Source organism: Xanthomonas sp. BRIP62411, from assembly GCF_003993525.1.
Taxonomy (GTDB): domain Bacteria; phylum Pseudomonadota; class Gammaproteobacteria; order Xanthomonadales; family Xanthomonadaceae; genus Xanthomonas; species Xanthomonas euroxanthea.
Genome location: NZ_QEZI01000018.1, coordinates 241,239 through 255,230 on the forward strand (window position 1 = coordinate 241,239; position 13,992 = coordinate 255,230).

At 64.5% G+C, this 13,992-nt stretch carries 11 protein-coding genes and 3 tRNA genes; 2 read left to right on the plus strand and 12 right to left on the minus strand.

Annotated features, from left to right (window positions below; translation table 11 throughout):
* Nucleotides 1–285: 285 nt before the first annotated feature.
* Genes dnaQ through EO139_RS15835 form a run of 3 tightly spaced genes read right to left on the minus strand, consistent with a single transcriptional unit; the run spans nucleotide 286 to nucleotide 2,173 of the window.
* Nucleotides 286–1,020 carry a DNA polymerase III subunit epsilon gene (gene dnaQ / locus EO139_RS15825; protein ID WP_104649526.1) on the minus strand — a complete coding sequence of 245 codons (735 nt, stop codon included), beginning with the start codon at nucleotides 1,018–1,020 and terminating at the stop codon, nucleotides 286–288.
* Nucleotides 1,021–1,032: 12 nt separating this feature from the next.
* On the minus strand, nucleotides 1,033–1,485 hold the full coding sequence (gene rnhA / locus EO139_RS15830; RefSeq protein WP_104649525.1) for a ribonuclease HI: 453 nt from the start codon (nucleotides 1,483–1,485) through the stop codon (nucleotides 1,033–1,035).
* A 31-nt stretch (nucleotides 1,486–1,516) separates the two neighbouring features.
* Complete coding sequence (locus EO139_RS15835; protein WP_104582311.1) at nucleotides 1,517–2,173, minus strand: hypothetical protein; 657 nt, start codon at nucleotides 2,171–2,173, stop codon at nucleotides 1,517–1,519.
* A 12-nt stretch (nucleotides 2,174–2,185) separates the two neighbouring features.
* On the opposite strand from EO139_RS15835, the gene gloB reads away from it, so the two are divergent.
* The gene (gloB, locus tag EO139_RS15840; RefSeq protein ID WP_126971422.1) at nucleotides 2,186–2,953 is read left to right on the plus strand and encodes a hydroxyacylglutathione hydrolase; all 768 of its coding nucleotides are present in this window, start codon (nucleotides 2,186–2,188) and stop codon (nucleotides 2,951–2,953) included.
* Nucleotides 2,950–4,134, plus strand: a complete 1,185-nt coding sequence (locus EO139_RS15845) for a lytic transglycosylase domain-containing protein (RefSeq protein WP_126971424.1) — start codon at nucleotides 2,950–2,952, stop codon at nucleotides 4,132–4,134. Before gloB ends, EO139_RS15845 begins: the two co-directional genes overlap by 4 nt.
* Nucleotides 4,135–4,770: 636 nt before the next feature.
* On the opposite strand, the gene EO139_RS15850 is transcribed toward EO139_RS15845, so the two are convergent.
* From EO139_RS15850 to tig, 9 genes are all read right to left on the minus strand, one after another.
* The gene (locus tag EO139_RS15850) at nucleotides 4,771–6,741 is read right to left on the minus strand and encodes a peptidyl-prolyl cis-trans isomerase (protein WP_119129716.1); all 1,971 of its coding nucleotides are present in this window, start codon (nucleotides 6,739–6,741) and stop codon (nucleotides 4,771–4,773) included.
* A gap of 164 nt (nucleotides 6,742–6,905) precedes the next feature.
* Nucleotides 6,906–6,982 (minus strand) — tRNA-Asp (locus EO139_RS15855).
* A 95-nt stretch (nucleotides 6,983–7,077) separates the two neighbouring features.
* A tRNA-Asp gene (locus EO139_RS15860) sits at nucleotides 7,078–7,154 on the minus strand.
* Between the two features lie 28 nt (nucleotides 7,155–7,182).
* Nucleotides 7,183–7,257, minus strand: a tRNA-Val gene (locus tag EO139_RS15865).
* 11 nt (nucleotides 7,258–7,268) lie between these two features.
* Nucleotides 7,269–7,541, minus strand: a complete 273-nt coding sequence (locus EO139_RS15870; protein WP_024938423.1) for an HU family DNA-binding protein — start codon at nucleotides 7,539–7,541, stop codon at nucleotides 7,269–7,271.
* A gap of 214 nt (nucleotides 7,542–7,755) precedes the next feature.
* Nucleotides 7,756–10,227, minus strand: coding sequence for an endopeptidase La (gene lon / locus EO139_RS15875; RefSeq protein WP_104582307.1), 2,472 nt, complete (start codon nucleotides 10,225–10,227; stop codon nucleotides 7,756–7,758).
* A gap of 145 nt (nucleotides 10,228–10,372) precedes the next feature.
* Nucleotides 10,373–11,659, minus strand: coding sequence for an ATP-dependent Clp protease ATP-binding subunit ClpX (gene clpX, locus EO139_RS15880; protein WP_104582306.1), 1,287 nt, complete (start codon nucleotides 11,657–11,659; stop codon nucleotides 10,373–10,375).
* Nucleotides 11,660–11,784: 125 nt separating this feature from the next.
* The gene (gene clpP / locus EO139_RS15885; protein WP_002806026.1) at nucleotides 11,785–12,411 is read right to left on the minus strand and encodes an ATP-dependent Clp endopeptidase proteolytic subunit ClpP; all 627 of its coding nucleotides are present in this window, start codon (nucleotides 12,409–12,411) and stop codon (nucleotides 11,785–11,787) included.
* A gap of 98 nt (nucleotides 12,412–12,509) precedes the next feature.
* A complete protein-coding gene (tig, locus tag EO139_RS15890; RefSeq protein ID WP_126971426.1) occupies nucleotides 12,510–13,802 on the minus strand; it encodes a trigger factor in 1,293 nt (430 codons plus the stop codon).
* Nucleotides 13,803–13,992: the final 190 nt, after the last annotated feature.

Genomic DNA, 13,992 nt, shown 5'->3' on the forward strand with positions numbered 1-13,992 from the left:
GAGCCTCCATGGATGGATTCACGGCGTGTCCCGCGATGGTGGGCGGGCAAGGGCCCCTCGGCAAAGCCGCAGATCACCGGCCTGCAGCGAAGAGCAACATCATCCCGCTCCGCACTAGACCAGAGAGACATCAGCTTCGTTGGCAGAGCCAGGCACGGACATCAAACCCGCGCGGTAGCCATTCCGGGCGCGTATTTCGCGGCCTCGCCGGGCACCAACTGCGCACTGCACTCCCACCACATCGCCCGCCGCGCGACAGCAGGACACCAGTTGCCGAAAGCCGCACTACCCGGCAGCAGCCACCTCTTCGACCGGCGCATCCCACAACGCGCGCCCGGCCTTCTTGCGCAAGTACGCTAGGCGCGCCTCGTGCGCCTGCGACTCGGAGGCGGTCACCACCACCCGTGCGCGCGGCAACAGCAGCGCCGGATCGAAGGTGATCATGCCCTCGCCATGCTCGCTGCGCTGGCCGGTATCGGCGCTGGCGAAGCCGATTTCTTCCTGGCCCGAGGTCAGCGCGATATACACATCGGCCAGGATCTGCGCATCGAGCAAGGCGCCGTGCAACTGGCGATGCGAGTTGTCCACGCCCAGGCGCTTGCACAAGGCATCCAGCGAGTTGCGCTGCCCCGGATAGCGCTCGCGCGCCATCATCAGGGTATCCACCACAGTGGTGCGATCGACGATACGGCCGTAGTTGTCGCCCAGCAGCGACAGCTCGTTGTCCAGGAATCCCAGATCGAACGCGGCGTTGTGGATGATCAGCTCCGCGCCGTCGATGTAGGCCAGGAACTCCTCGACCACATCGGCAAACAGCGGCTTGTCGGCCAGGAACTCCAGGGTCAACCCGGTCACTTCCTGCGCACCGGGTTCGAAGTCGCAATCTGGCTTCAGGTAGCGATGGAAATTGTTGCCGCTCGGGCGCCGCTCCAGCAGCTCCACCGCACCGATTTCGACGACGCGGTTGCCCTTGCGCCATTCCAGGCCGGTGGTTTCGGTATCGAGAATGATCTGACGCATGAATCCTCTTGCTTACGCGGTTGCGCTGCCACCGCGCTGGGCGATGGCCTGATTGCGGGCGAGCACGTCGACGCGCTCGTTGTCCGGGTCGCCATTGTGGCCTTTCACCCAACGCCAATCGATGCGGTGACGTTGCGTGGCCGCATGCAGCCGCTCCCACAGTTCACGGTTCTTGACCGGGTCGCCGCCGGCCGTCTTCCAGCCGCGGCGCACCCAGCCGGCCATCCACTCGGTAATGCCCTGGCGCACGTATTGCGAGTCGGTATGCAGCACGATCTGGCACGGCTCGGTGAGCGTCTCCAGCGCCATGATCGCCGCCATCAATTCCATGCGGTTGTTGGTGGAGGTGGCTTCGCCGCCGGACAGTTCCTTCTCGCGGCCGTTGTAACGCAACAAGGCCGCCCAACCGCCCGGCCCGGGATTGCCGAGGCAGGAGCCGTCGGTATGCACTTCAATGGATTTCATCAGGTTCTGGTGTTTGGAAAGTGGTCGGTAGTCAGATCGTGGCCACGGGCTGCGGCCAGCGCGAGGGCATCGCGATCGGGGTCGGCCCGATCGACGCTGCGGCACGCTTTTCCACTTCGAGCAGATACACCGCGCGCCAGGGTGCGCCATCGATGTCGGCCGCGCCACGCCCGGTGCGCCAGATCGGTCCCAGATAGCGCTCGGTCTGCACGCATTGCAAGCCCGCACGCTGCGCCAGCAACCGCCAGCGATCCGGCCGCAACGCCACCGGACCACGCCGTGCCCAGCGAAAGCGGTACGGGCTCAGCGGATTGAGCGCGAACAGCCATAGACGCCCGCCCGGCATCAGCAACCGCTCGCATTCGGCCAGGAAGTCCGCCGCGCCGCCCACCACCGCATGCTGCACCACGATGGCCTGCAGGCTTTCGGTCGGCAACGGAAACGGCATGGCGCAACATGCGTCGCCGACAAAGCGGCCAGCGCTGCGAGACAGCCGCAGCCCGCGCCCCTGCAGGACCTCGCGCGGCGGCAACTCGGTGGTCGGCGTCAGCCACAGCCAGGGCTGCGACGGGCGCGTCTGCAGCGCTGCAAGCGCCAATCGGCGCTCCAACTGGAGCAGGCTGCGCCCTGCACCTGTTTCAAACCAGGATGAGACGCCAGCTTGACGGGAGAATGGCGTGACAGGCATGGTCCCAATTCTATGCGACTGACCGCCCTGCCCGCATTCGACGACAACTACATCTGGGCGCTGGTCGCCACCGATGGCCGCGCGGTCATCGTCGATCCCGGCCAGGCCGAGCCGGTGTTCGCCGCCGCAGAGCGCGAAGGCTTCCGTCCCAGCGCGGTCCTGTTGACCCACCATCATGCCGACCATATCGGCGGCGTGGCAGCGCTGCAGCAGCGTTGGCCGGACCTTGCGCTGTACGGCCCGGCCGACGAACGCATTCCCGCAGACGCCCACCGCGTGGGCCAGGGCGAGCGCTTGAACCTGCTTGGCATCCATTTCGATGTGCTGGACGTGCCGGGCCATACCCGCAGCCACATCGCCTTCGTCACCGACCGCCATCTGTTCAGCGGTGATACCCTGTTCAGCCTAGGCTGTGGGCGGATGTTCGAAGGTACCGCTCCTCAGATGTTCGACGCGTTACAGCGCCTGGCCTCCCTGCCCGGCGAAACGCTTGTGTGTTGCGGCCACGAATACACGTTGGCCAACGCGACCTTTGCGCTGCACGTCGATCCCACCAACGCTGCCTTGCAGCGCCGTCAACAGGAAGCCCAGGCCATGCGTCAAGCAGCCCGTCCTACCCTGCCGATTTCGCTCAAGAGTGAACTGGCCACCAATCCTTTCCTACGCACCAGCAGTCCTGAAATCCGTGCCGCAGTAGCATCGCGTGCAGCCGGCGCACTTTCCTCTGAAGTTGACGTTTTCGCCGAACTTCGGCGCTGGAAAGACGAATTTCGCGCATGAGGCGCCTGCTTCTGGCAGTGCTGGCCGCATCGGCGGTCATAGCACCTGCAGCCGCATCGTCCAACGACGCAAGCCGCCTCCCCCCCGCACAGAGCTCGATCACCCAGACCGTCGCACCCGAGGTGCGCAATGGCCGGGAGATCTTTTCCTCGTTTCTGGACGGCCGCGCCGACCCTGGCTGCGACAGCGCGCATAGCGATACGCGCTGGGAACAACACTTCTCGCGTGCGCCGGCCCGTCTGGCCGACGACGCGCAGGATGTGTTGCCGCTGTTCGGCTACGTGGTCGATGAACTGCGCGAAGCGGACATGCCGACCGAATTTGCGCTGATTCCGTTCGTCGAAAGCGGTTATCGCCCGGGAGCGCGCAACGGCAGCGGCCCCGCCGGCCTCTGGCAATTCATCGCCACCACTGCCCGCAACCACCATGTCCCGGTCGGCGCGCAGTACGACGGTCGCCTCTCGGCAGTGGATTCCACCACGGCGGCGGTGCGCTATCTCAAGACGCTGTATGGCATGTTCGGTGGCGATTGGCGCCTGGCCCTGATGGCCTACAACGCCGGCGAGTATCGCGTGCTGCAGGCCATGCGCAGTGCCGGCATGAACGCGCAGAATGCCCGCCCGTCCGAGTTGCCCGGCATGTCCAAGGTCACCTACGAGTATGTGGAAAAGCTGCACGCACTGGCCTGTGTGCTCGACCACGCACAGCAGCAAGGCAATCTGCTGAGCTCGCTCGACCGCCCGGTGCCGGTACTCACCGAACACGCATTGCCGGCCGGCACCAGCCTCAACGCCTTTGCGGGACAACGCGCCATCGAGCCGCAACTGCTGGCCCGCCTGAATCCGGCGCTGGCCAGCGCGCGCGCCGCACCGCGCGGCGTGCACGTGCTCGCCCCGATCGCACCCGCACAGCCGGGCGCGACAGGCACTGTGGTCGCATCCGCTGAAACGGACAGCCTTGCCGACCACAGCGCTGACGCTCCCACGGTCGTTGCCACCGCAGCGACGAGGGCATCCAGGTCGCAAGCGCGTACCACGCATACGGTGCGCAATGGCGAATCCGCCTGGGCCATCGCGCGTCGCTACGGCGTCACCGTCACCACCCTGCTCACCAGCAATGGCCTGGACAAGCGCGCCGTGCTGAAGCCCGGCATGGTGTTGTCGTTCGACGACGCACGCTGACGCGAGCGGCCTGCCTCCCGCGCCGCTGACGGCTACTCCTCCAGCGACGCCGCTGCATTCGACATTGCGCACGCGGAAGACTCATGCCGCGCTACCCGGACGGAGACTGGATGCGAACCGAGCCTCTGACACTTGCCCGTCGCTTGCGTGGCCGCAGCGACGCCTGGCGGATAGAAAACCCGGACGGGATCGAGAGCGGGCATGCTCGCGGTCGACTGCTCCGTCATCGCCGCAAGCCCAGATAGCCGTTGATTGCGCGCCTGCAGTGCCAGTTACCAACCCCACGCAGGTAGTCTTCCGCCACGGCGCCAACTGCGCAAACCGACCCCGGCAGTTCCTGGTCTGGCAGATCAGCACACTGAATCACGCACGTCGTCGCGGCTGCCACCCGCAGTCCCGACCTGGCCAGCGCGCACGTCCGGCAGACATGCAGCCAACCGGTAACGCTGCGCAGAACCTGCGCTCGGTTGCCGCCATGCGCCCGCCACCCCGCTCCATGCGCCCCCGGGCGCGCAGTCACGCCGGCAGCCGGATGACGCAGCACCCCCGCATGGAAAGCGGGCAGCGACCTGCGGCATCGGCCAAAGAAAAAGCCCGGTCACCCGGGCTCTTTCTCCTCCAGTCCAAGAGCAGCTGTTACAGCTGCGCCTCTTCGATCTGAATCTTGTAGCGCTTGCGCATTTCCTTGACGTAGGCCTGCGCCGCGTTGTTGCCGTCGATCTGGCTCAGCTGCTCGCGCAGCATGGTCTGCTGCTCGGCCGGCATCTGCTTCAGATCGCCCGGAGTCGCCTTGCTGATGACGAAGACCGCAAAGCGCCCGCCATCCAGTTCCACCTTGCCCACCGACGGCTTGCCTTCGCTCGGACGCGGCGCGCTGAAGATTGCGCGGTTTGCCGCCGGCGTCGGAATCGGCGCAGTGCGCGGCAAGCCCGGGATCGGCTGCACCTGCAACTTTTCGCTCGCGGCCAGCGCCTGCAGGGTCTCGCCTTTCTGCACCCGTGCCAGCAAGGCATCGGCAGCCGCCGCGGCCGCCTTTTTGGTGCGGTCCGCATGGACCGCCGCGATCACCTTGTCGCGCACCTTGTCCAGCGGCAAGGCCGCCTCGGCGGTGTGGTTGGTCACGCGCAACACCACGCTGTGGTTTGGCGCGATGGTGATCGGATCACTCACCGTGCCGTCCTGTACCAGTGTCTCGGAAAATGCCGCGCGCAGCACCGCCGGGTTGGCAGCGATACCACTGGCATCGGCGCGCGAGAACGGGCCCAGCGTCTGCACCGGCAGACCGACCTGCTTGGCTGCAGGCTCCAGCGCGGTGGGATTCTTGTAGACCTGATCCACCAGCTTGCCGCTCACATCCGCAAACGCCTTGTCGGCATCGGCCTTGAGCTGCTCGGCGGCGAGCTGGTCGCGCACCTGCTCGAACGACTTGCCCTGGCCGCCCTTGACCTCGCGCAGCTGGATCACGTGGTAGCCGAACTCGCTCTTGATCGGGCCGACCACCTCGCCAGCCTTCATCGCGAACAAGGCATCTTCGAACGGCTTGACCATCGTGCCCTTCTCGACCCATCCCAGGTCGCCACCGGCACCCTTGGAACCGGGGTCCTGCGAATTGGCCTTGGCCAACGCGGCGAAATCGGCACCCGGCTGCTTGGCTTGTGCGGCCAACTTGGCCGCCTTTTCCTCAGCGGCCTTCTGCGCGGCGGGATCGCTGCCGGCGCTGATCAGGATGTGCGATGCCAGACGCTGATCCGGCTCCACAAAGCGTGCCTTCTCTTCGTCGTAGCGCTTGCGCAGCGTCGCCTCGTCGGCGGCAGTTGCCGGCGGCAACTTGGCGGCATCGAGCTCGACATACTCGATCGTCACCGTCTCCGGCTGACGGAAATCCTGGGCATGCCCGTCGTACCACTGCTTGATCTGCGCATCACTGACCGGGGCGGTATCGGTGGCCGGCGGCGGCAGCATCGCCAGTTGCACGTCACGCGTTTCGCCCATGAGCTTGAGCAGGCGCTCGAACTCGGCCTTGGTCGCAAAGCCCGACTCGGCAATCGCCTGCGGAATCACCGACTGCTGCAAGCTGTCGCGCACCAGTGCGTCGAACTGCGCCGGCGTGCGCGGCGGCGTGCCTTGCGCAAGGGCCGCGCGGTACTGGTCGGGGCTGAACTTGCCATCGACCTGGAACGCCTGAATGCCGGCGATGTAATCGCGTACCGTCGCATCGCCGATCACGATGCCGGCATCTTCGGCGCCCAGACGCACGACTTGCTCGTCGACCAGCTGGTCGAGCACCTGCAACTTGTTCTCGCGGGATTCGAACGTGCGCGGATCGAATTTCTCGCCCTGGCGCTGCCGCTCCTGCATGCGCGCCTGCTCGAAGCGTGCGCGGAAATCCTGCGTACTGATTTCATGGTGCTGCCACAGCAGCGACACCGGCCACCAGGACGGTGCCGATTTCCACCATGTCGGTGGTGCCTGTACCTTGGCCACGTTATTGGCGCCAATGCCGCCGAGGTAGCTGTTGTCGATGACGAACAGGAACGGAATCATCAGCAACCCCAGGATGGCGGTAGCGATCCAGCCTGACGTCTTGTCGCGAAGTTTCTGCAGCATTGGCAAATCACGGCCTGTGGGCGAGCCGCGCAGTGTAACGCGCCTGACGCCGGGCACCCAGCCCAATCCCGCACTGCACCGGGTTCGGCATGGCTTTCGATGCGTAATGACCGCCATGGCCGCAAAAAAAAGCCCCCGGCATGACGCCGGGGGCCTTGTATAACTGGCGGAGCGGACGGGACTCGAACCCGCGACCTCCGGCGTGACAGGCCAGCATTCTAACCAGCTGAACTACCGCTCCGCTTTAAACTTGGACTTCTGCTTCTTCACCGCAACCGCATTGCGAATGCGGTGAAGAAGACGAAGCCCCCAATCGCTCAGGGGCTTCGGTGTAACTGGCGGAGCGGACGGGACTCGAACCCGCGACCTCCGGCGTGACAGGCCAGCATTCTAACCAGCTGAACTACCGCTCCGCGCTTGAAACAGTTGCCTGGTGCTTAATGGTGGGTGCTGAGGGTTTCGAACCCCCGACCCTCTCCGTGTAAGGGAGACGCTCTACCGCTGAGCTAAGCACCCTAGCGAGTCGATTAGTTTACTGCATCCTTCAGGGCTTTGCCAGCCTTGAACGCAGGATTCTTCGAAGCAGCGATCTTGATGCTGTCGCCGGTCTTCGGATTGCGGCCGGTACGCTCAGCGCGCGCGCGGACCTGGAAGGTGCCAAAGCCAACGAGGGTGACGGCATCGCCCTTCTTCAGCGCCTTGGTGATTTCGCTCACAACCGCGTCAACAGCACGGCCGGCCTCAGCCTTGGAGATGTCAGCGGCAGCGGCAACGCCATCGATCAATTCGGTTTTATTCATTCTTGAAACTCCCTTTGCGGCAGATGCCGCGGAATCGACAATCGGCGCTCTTGCCGTTAGCGAAGAACCCGACACAAGTGGTATCGCGTGACGCATCACAATTTGCCGCGCCCACGAGTCGTGCATTTATACCAGCGCCCCCAACCGCACGCAAGCCAAAACCCAATAACGACGCGGGTTTTGGCTTGTTTCGCCTGGGTTTAGACAAGCGGTTTTAGTGCTTGACGCGGGCACCCGGAGTAGTGCGTGACTTGCCGCGAACCGCAACCCGCGAGGCGGTCTTGCGGACCTTTTCCTTGCTCGCCTTCTTCGGTGCCAACGGACGCTCCAATGCAAGGTCCAGCACTTCGTCGATCCACTTGACCGGCACGATCTCCAGGTCACGCGTGACGTTGGCCGGGATGTCGGCAAGATCCTTGCGGTTCTCGTCGGGGATCAGCACGGTGCGGATGCCGCCGCGCAACGCGGCCAGCAACTTCTCCTTCAAGCCGCCGATGGCCGACACGCGACCGCGCAAGGTGATCTCGCCGGTCATCGCCACATCGGCGCGGATCGGCACCTTGGTCAACACCGACACCAGCGAGGTCACCATCGCAATACCGGCGCTCGGGCCGTCCTTCGGCGTCGCGCCATCGGGCACGTGCACATGCACGTCCTGCTTTTGCAGGAAATCCACATCGATGCCCAGGCGCTCGGCGCGCGAACGCACCACCGACAGCGCAGCCGATGCCGATTCCTTCATGACGTTGCCAAGCTGACCGGTCAGGATCAGGTTGCCCTTGCCCGGCACCAGCGTGGACTCGACCTGCAGCAGTTCGCCGCCGACCTCGGTCCAGGCCAGGCCGGTCACCAGGCCGATTTCGTTCTCCTCTTCGGCACGGCCGAAATCGAAGCGACGCACACCCAGGTACTTGTCGAGGTTCTTCGCATTGACCGTGACCAGCGCCTTGGGCGTGCCCTTCTTGGCAGGCACCTTCTTGGCAACGAGCTGCGGACCGGCAAGGGCGATTTCCTTGACCACCTTGCGGCAGATCTTGGCCACTTCGCGCTCGAGGTTACGCACACCGGATTCGCGTGTGTAGTAACGCACGATGTCCTGGATCGCATCGCTGCCGATCTCGATCTCTTCCGGCTTCAGGCCGTTGGCCTTGATCTGCTTGGGCACCAGGTAGCGCATGGCGATGTTGAGCTTCTCATCCTCGGTGTAACCGGGGATGCGGATGACTTCCATGCGGTCCAGCAACGGCCCCGGAATATTGAGCGAGTTGGAGGTGGCGACGAACATCACCTCCGACAGGTCCAGGTCCACTTCCAGGTAGTGGTCGTTGAAGGAGTTGTTCTGTTCCGGATCAAGCACCTCCAGCAGCGCCGAGGACGGATCGCCACGGAAATCCATCGACATCTTGTCGATCTCGTCGAGCAGGAACAGCGGGTTCTTGCTGCCGACCTTGTTGAGGTTCTGCACCAGGCGGCCGGGCATCGAACCGACGTAGGTCCGGCGATGGCCACGGATCTCGGCCTCGTCGCGGATACCGCCCAGGCTCATGCGTACAAACTTGCGGTTGGTCGCCTTGGCGATCGACTGGCCCAGCGAGGTCTTGCCCACGCCCGGCGGCCCGACCAGGCACAGGATCGGCCCCTTCATCTGCTTCACGCGCGACTGCACCGCCAGGTACTCGAGGATGCGCTCCTTGACCTTGTCCAGGCCATAGTGGTCGGCATCCAGCGTGTCCTCGGCGACCTTCAGGTCCTTGCGAACCTTGGTGCGCTTCTTCCACGGCACCCCCAACAGCCAGTCCAGATAGTTGCGCACCACGGCCGCTTCGGCAGACATCGGCGACATCTGCTTGAGCTTGTTGAGCTCGGCCTTGGCCTTGGTCTCGACCGGCTTGGGCATGCCCGCCTCGGCGATCTTGCGCGCCAATTCTTCCAGCTCGCCCGGCGCATCGTCCAGATCGCCCAGCTCCTTCTGGATCGCCTTCATCTGCTCGTTGAGGTAGTACTCGCGCTGGCTCTTCTCCATCTGCGACTTGACGCGGCCGCGGATGCGCTTTTCCAGCTGCTGCACATCGATCTCGCCGTCCACCAGCCCGACCAGCAACTCCAGCCGCTCGCCGATCTCGGTGATTTCCAGCAGGCGCTGCTTGTCGGCCAGGCGCACGCCGATGTGCGCGGCGATGGTGTCGGCCAGACGGCCCGGCTCGTCGATACCGGCCAGGGTCTGCAGCAACTCCGGCGGCAGCTTGCGATTGGTCTTGACGTACTGCTCGAACAGCGACATCAGCGAACGCGCAATGGCCTCCACTTCGCGCGGCTCACGCGCGTCGCTGGCTTCGATTTCGATGCCCTGACCCTGCAGCGCGCCATCCAGCTCGACGACCTTGTCGACAGTGACCCGCGACAGGCCTTCGACCAGCACCTTGATGGTGCCGTCGGGCAGCTTGAGCAACTGCAGCACCTGCGCGAGCGTGCCGACGGTATACAGGTCGCTGGCGGCCGGGTCGTCGGTTTCGGCCGACTTCTGCGCGACCAGCAGGATGCGCTTGTCCGCTTCCATGGCTTTTTCCAGCGCGCGCATCGACTTGTCACGGCCGACGAACAGCGGAATCACCATGTGCGGAAACACCACCACGTCGCGTAGCGGCAACACCGGCAGATCGAGAACTTCTGATTGGGACTGGGCCATGGGGCGCTCCGCAGGAATGGGGGTTTTGGGGCGTAAAAAAAGCCGATGGCCCCGTTATGGGGCCATCGGCGAGGTGTTGCAAGTAGCGTTCGGAAACCCTTTATCCGCGAGCGAGGCCGGGGCCCGGCGAAGCGGCCTCAGGGACTCAATCGCCGGACGCTGCCTTGGCCGGAGCCGGCTGCGCCTGGTAGATCAGGTACGGCTCGGATTTGTGTTCGATCACCGACTCGTCCACCACCACCTTGCTGACATTTTCCTGCGAGGGAAGCTCGTACATCGTGTCCAGCAGCACCGATTCGACGATGGTGCGCAGACCACGCGCGCCGGTCTTGCGCTTGAGCGCCTTCTTGGCGATCGCAGACAGGGCGTCCGGGCGGAACTCCAGTTCCACGCCTTCCATGTCGAACAACTTCTTGAACTGCTTGGTGATGGCGTTCTTCGGCTCGGTCAAGATCTTGATCAGCGCCGGCTCGTCCAGTTCCTCGAGCGTGGCGACCACCGGCAGGCGACCGACGAACTCGGGAATCAGGCCGAACTTGATCAGATCTTCCGGCTCGACCTCGGCCAGGATCTTGCCGACTTCCTGCTTGCGCTCGCTGCTCTTGACCTTGGCACCGAAGCCAATACCGCCGGCATCGTTGGAGCGCTGCTGAATCACCTTGTCCAGTCCGGCGAATGCACCGCCGCAGATGAACAGGATGTTCTTGGTGTCGACCTGCAGGAATTCCTGCTGCGGATGCTTGCGGCCGCCCTGCGGCGGTACCGAGGCCACCGTGCCTTCGATCAGCTTCAACAGCGCCTGCTGCACGCCTTCGCCGGACACGTCGCGGGTGATCGACGGGTTTTCGCTCTTGCGCGAGATCTTGTCGATTTCGTCGATGTAGACAATGCCCTGCTGGGCCTTTTCGACATCGTAATCGCACTTCTGCAGCAGCTTCTGGATGATGTTTTCCACGTCCTCGCCGACATAACCGGCTTCGGTCAGCGTGGTGGCATCGGCGATCGTGAACGGCACATTGAGCAGCCGCGCCAGCGTTTCGGCCAGCAGCGTCTTGCCCGAACCGGTCGGGCCGACCAGCAGGATGTTGGATTTCGCCAGCTCGACGTCATCGTTGCGGCTGCGGCTCTCGATACGCTTGTAGTGGTTGTACACCGCCACGGCGAGCGTGCGCTTGGCGCGCAACTGCCCGATCACGTACTGATCCAGCACCTCGAGGATCTCGCGCGGCTTGGGCAGGCTGGAACGTGCCGACTGCGCCTTCTCTTCGAGTTCCTCGCGGATGATGTCGTTGCACAGCTCCACGCACTCATCGCAGATGAATACGCTGGGACCGGCAATCAGCTTGCGGACCTCATGCTGACTCTTACCGCAGAACGAGCAGTAGAGAATCTTGTTGCTGTCGCCGGAACGACCTTGGCGGTCTTCGCTCATGCTTCTGTTACCCAGTTACCCCACCCGATGCACGGGGGTTCGATTTCGAGAATAGCACAGGGTCGGGAGGACATCCGCCCAGCCCGACCCTGCCGGTTTTTCCTGCAATTTCAGCAATCTGGCGATCAAGACGGCTGGATCGACTCTTCCGGACGGCGTTCCAGCACCTGGTCGACCAAGCCATAGGCCTGCGCATCGACCGCACTCTTGAAGTTGTCGCGCTCGGTGTCGCGCGCAATGGTCTCCAGGGACTGGCCGGTGTGCTTGGCCAGGATCTCGTTCAGGCGCGAACGCAAGGTCAGGATCTCGCGCGCGTGGATGTCGATATCGGTGGCCTGGCCCTGGAAGCCACCCAGCGGCTGGTGGATCATCACGCGCGAATTCGGCAGCGCATAGCGCTTGCCGGCCGCACCCGATGCCAGCAGCAGCGCGCCCATCGAGGCGGCCTGGCCGACGCAGATGGTGCTCACGTCCGGCTTGATGTATTGCATGGTGTCGTAGATCGCCATGCCGGCAGTGACCACGCCGCCTGGCGAGTTGATGTAGATGCTGATGTCCTTTTCCGGGTTGTCGGCTTCCAGGAACAGCAACTGGGCCACGATCACGTTGGCCATGTGGTCGTCGATCGGACCGACCAGGAAGATCAGACGCTCCTTCAGCAGACGCGAGTAGATGTCATACGCACGCTCGCCGCGGCTGGTCTGTTCGACCACCATCGGCACCAGGTTCAGGGCTTTGGTCACAATGCTCATCAGTCTTCCTGTAGTGGCAGCGGCGTGCGCCGATGCCCGGGTTTGACATCCGCATCCCAGCCATCGGGATGCGGGTTGGTGTCACGCGGTCGCTTACCTTAGACCCGAATGGCGTCCTGGAACGACAGCGACTGCTCGGTGTGCTGGGCGCGCTCGGCGATCCAGTCGATCACCTGCTCTTCCATGACACGGCTCTGCAGTCCACTCATCAGTTGGGGGTCGTTGCGGTACATCTCAATGACCTGTTCCGGCTCTTCGTAGGTCGAGGCGATCAGACGCAGCGTTTCGCTGACGCGCTTGGATTCCAGGCGCAGCTCGTTGCGACGGGCCACCTCGCCCACCAGCAGACCGACCAGCACGCGCTTGGCCGCCGCATCCATGAACCCCTGATGGGCATCGGCGGGGATCTCGCCCGGGTCGCGGCCGCTGCGGCGGACCTGCTCGACCTGCTGTGCCAGCATCGAACGGGCTTCGTTCTCGACCAGACGCGGCGGCATCTCCACGTGCGCATAGGCGGCGATCAGCTGCTCGCCCACTTCGCGACGCAGGCGGTTCATCAGCGCGCCCTTGAGCTCGCGCTCCAGGTTGGTGCGGATATCGGCGCGGAACTGCTCGGCATCGCCACTCTTCACGCCGAAGCTCTTGATGAACTCCTTGTCCACCACCGGCAGCACCGGCTCGGAGACCTCGACCGCCTTGACGTGCACCTGCACGGTCTTGCCGGCCAGCTGGGGCACGCGCCACTCGGCCGGGAAGTCGATGGTCAGGGTCTTGTCTTCGCCCTTGGCCAGACCTTCCAGGCCCTTTTCGATCTGGTCGAACATCACGCCCGAGCCCAGCACGCTGCTGCCGGTCTCCACGCCTTCGGCGGGCAGACGCTCGTCGCCGGCCTGCGACCAGGTCTCCAGCGCCACCAGATCACCGACCTGCGCGCCGCGCTCGACCGGGTTCCAGGTGCGGCGCTGCAGGCGCAGGTTCTCGATCATCTGGTCGATGTCGGCATCGGTCACCTCGGCGGTATGACGCACCACCGACAGCTTGGCCACGTCGATGTCGCCGAATTCCGGCACCACTTCGAAGGTGGCGACGAAGTCGAAATCGCTCTCGCCCTGGTCGATGCGCGGATTGCCGGCCAGGCGCAGCGAATGCTCGCGGACTGCCGAGTCGAAGGTCTCACGCAGCAGGCCTTCCATCGCCTCGGCACGCACCTGCTGACCGAAGCGCTGCTCGATGACCTTGGTGGGCACCTTGCCCGGGCGGAAACCCTTGATGCGCGTGGTGCGCGCGAGTTCGCGCAGGCGGCCACCGACATGCGTCTCCAGGCGCTCCTGCGGCAGGGTGAAGGTCAGGCGGCGTTCCAGATTGCCGGTGGATTCGATCGATGCTTGCATGTTGACTCCTGCCACCGACTGCACAAGCGTCGGCACGAGATGGAAGATGCGGGTTGACGGATGGCGAGAAAGCCGCCGAGCCTTGTAGTTTCGCCGATAATGGCGGCCGCTGCCAGCGGAATACGCGTCACCGCAACGCGCAAGGCAGAGGCGCCAGGCCTATGGCTGAAAGCGGCCGGACGACGCACGG

Excerpts from the sequence above, each read along its gene's own strand:
- clpX (WP_104582306.1), bottom strand. The coding sequence starts at position 11,659 with ATGAGCGAAGACCGCCAAGGTCGTTCCGGCGACAGCAACAAGATTCTC.
- EO139_RS15845 (WP_126971424.1), top strand. The coding sequence starts at position 2,950 with ATGAGGCGCCTGCTTCTGGCAGTGCTGGCCGCATCGGCGGTCATAGCA.
- EO139_RS15850 (WP_119129716.1), bottom strand. The coding sequence starts at position 6,741 with ATGCTGCAGAAACTTCGCGACAAGACGTCAGGCTGGATCGCTACCGCC.
- clpP (WP_002806026.1), bottom strand. The coding sequence starts at position 12,411 with ATGAGCATTGTGACCAAAGCCCTGAACCTGGTGCCGATGGTGGTCGAA.
- lon (WP_104582307.1), bottom strand. The coding sequence starts at position 10,227 with ATGGCCCAGTCCCAATCAGAAGTTCTCGATCTGCCGGTGTTGCCGCTA.
- gloB (WP_126971422.1), top strand. The coding sequence starts at position 2,186 with ATGCGACTGACCGCCCTGCCCGCATTCGACGACAACTACATCTGGGCG.
- tig (WP_126971426.1), bottom strand. The coding sequence starts at position 13,802 with ATGCAAGCATCGATCGAATCCACCGGCAATCTGGAACGCCGCCTGACC.
- EO139_RS15835 (WP_104582311.1), bottom strand. The coding sequence starts at position 2,173 with ATGCCTGTCACGCCATTCTCCCGTCAAGCTGGCGTCTCATCCTGGTTT.
- dnaQ (WP_104649526.1), bottom strand. The coding sequence starts at position 1,020 with ATGCGTCAGATCATTCTCGATACCGAAACCACCGGCCTGGAATGGCGC.
- EO139_RS15870 (WP_024938423.1), bottom strand. The coding sequence starts at position 7,541 with ATGAATAAAACCGAATTGATCGATGGCGTTGCCGCTGCCGCTGACATC.
- rnhA (WP_104649525.1), bottom strand. The coding sequence starts at position 1,485 with ATGAAATCCATTGAAGTGCATACCGACGGCTCCTGCCTCGGCAATCCC.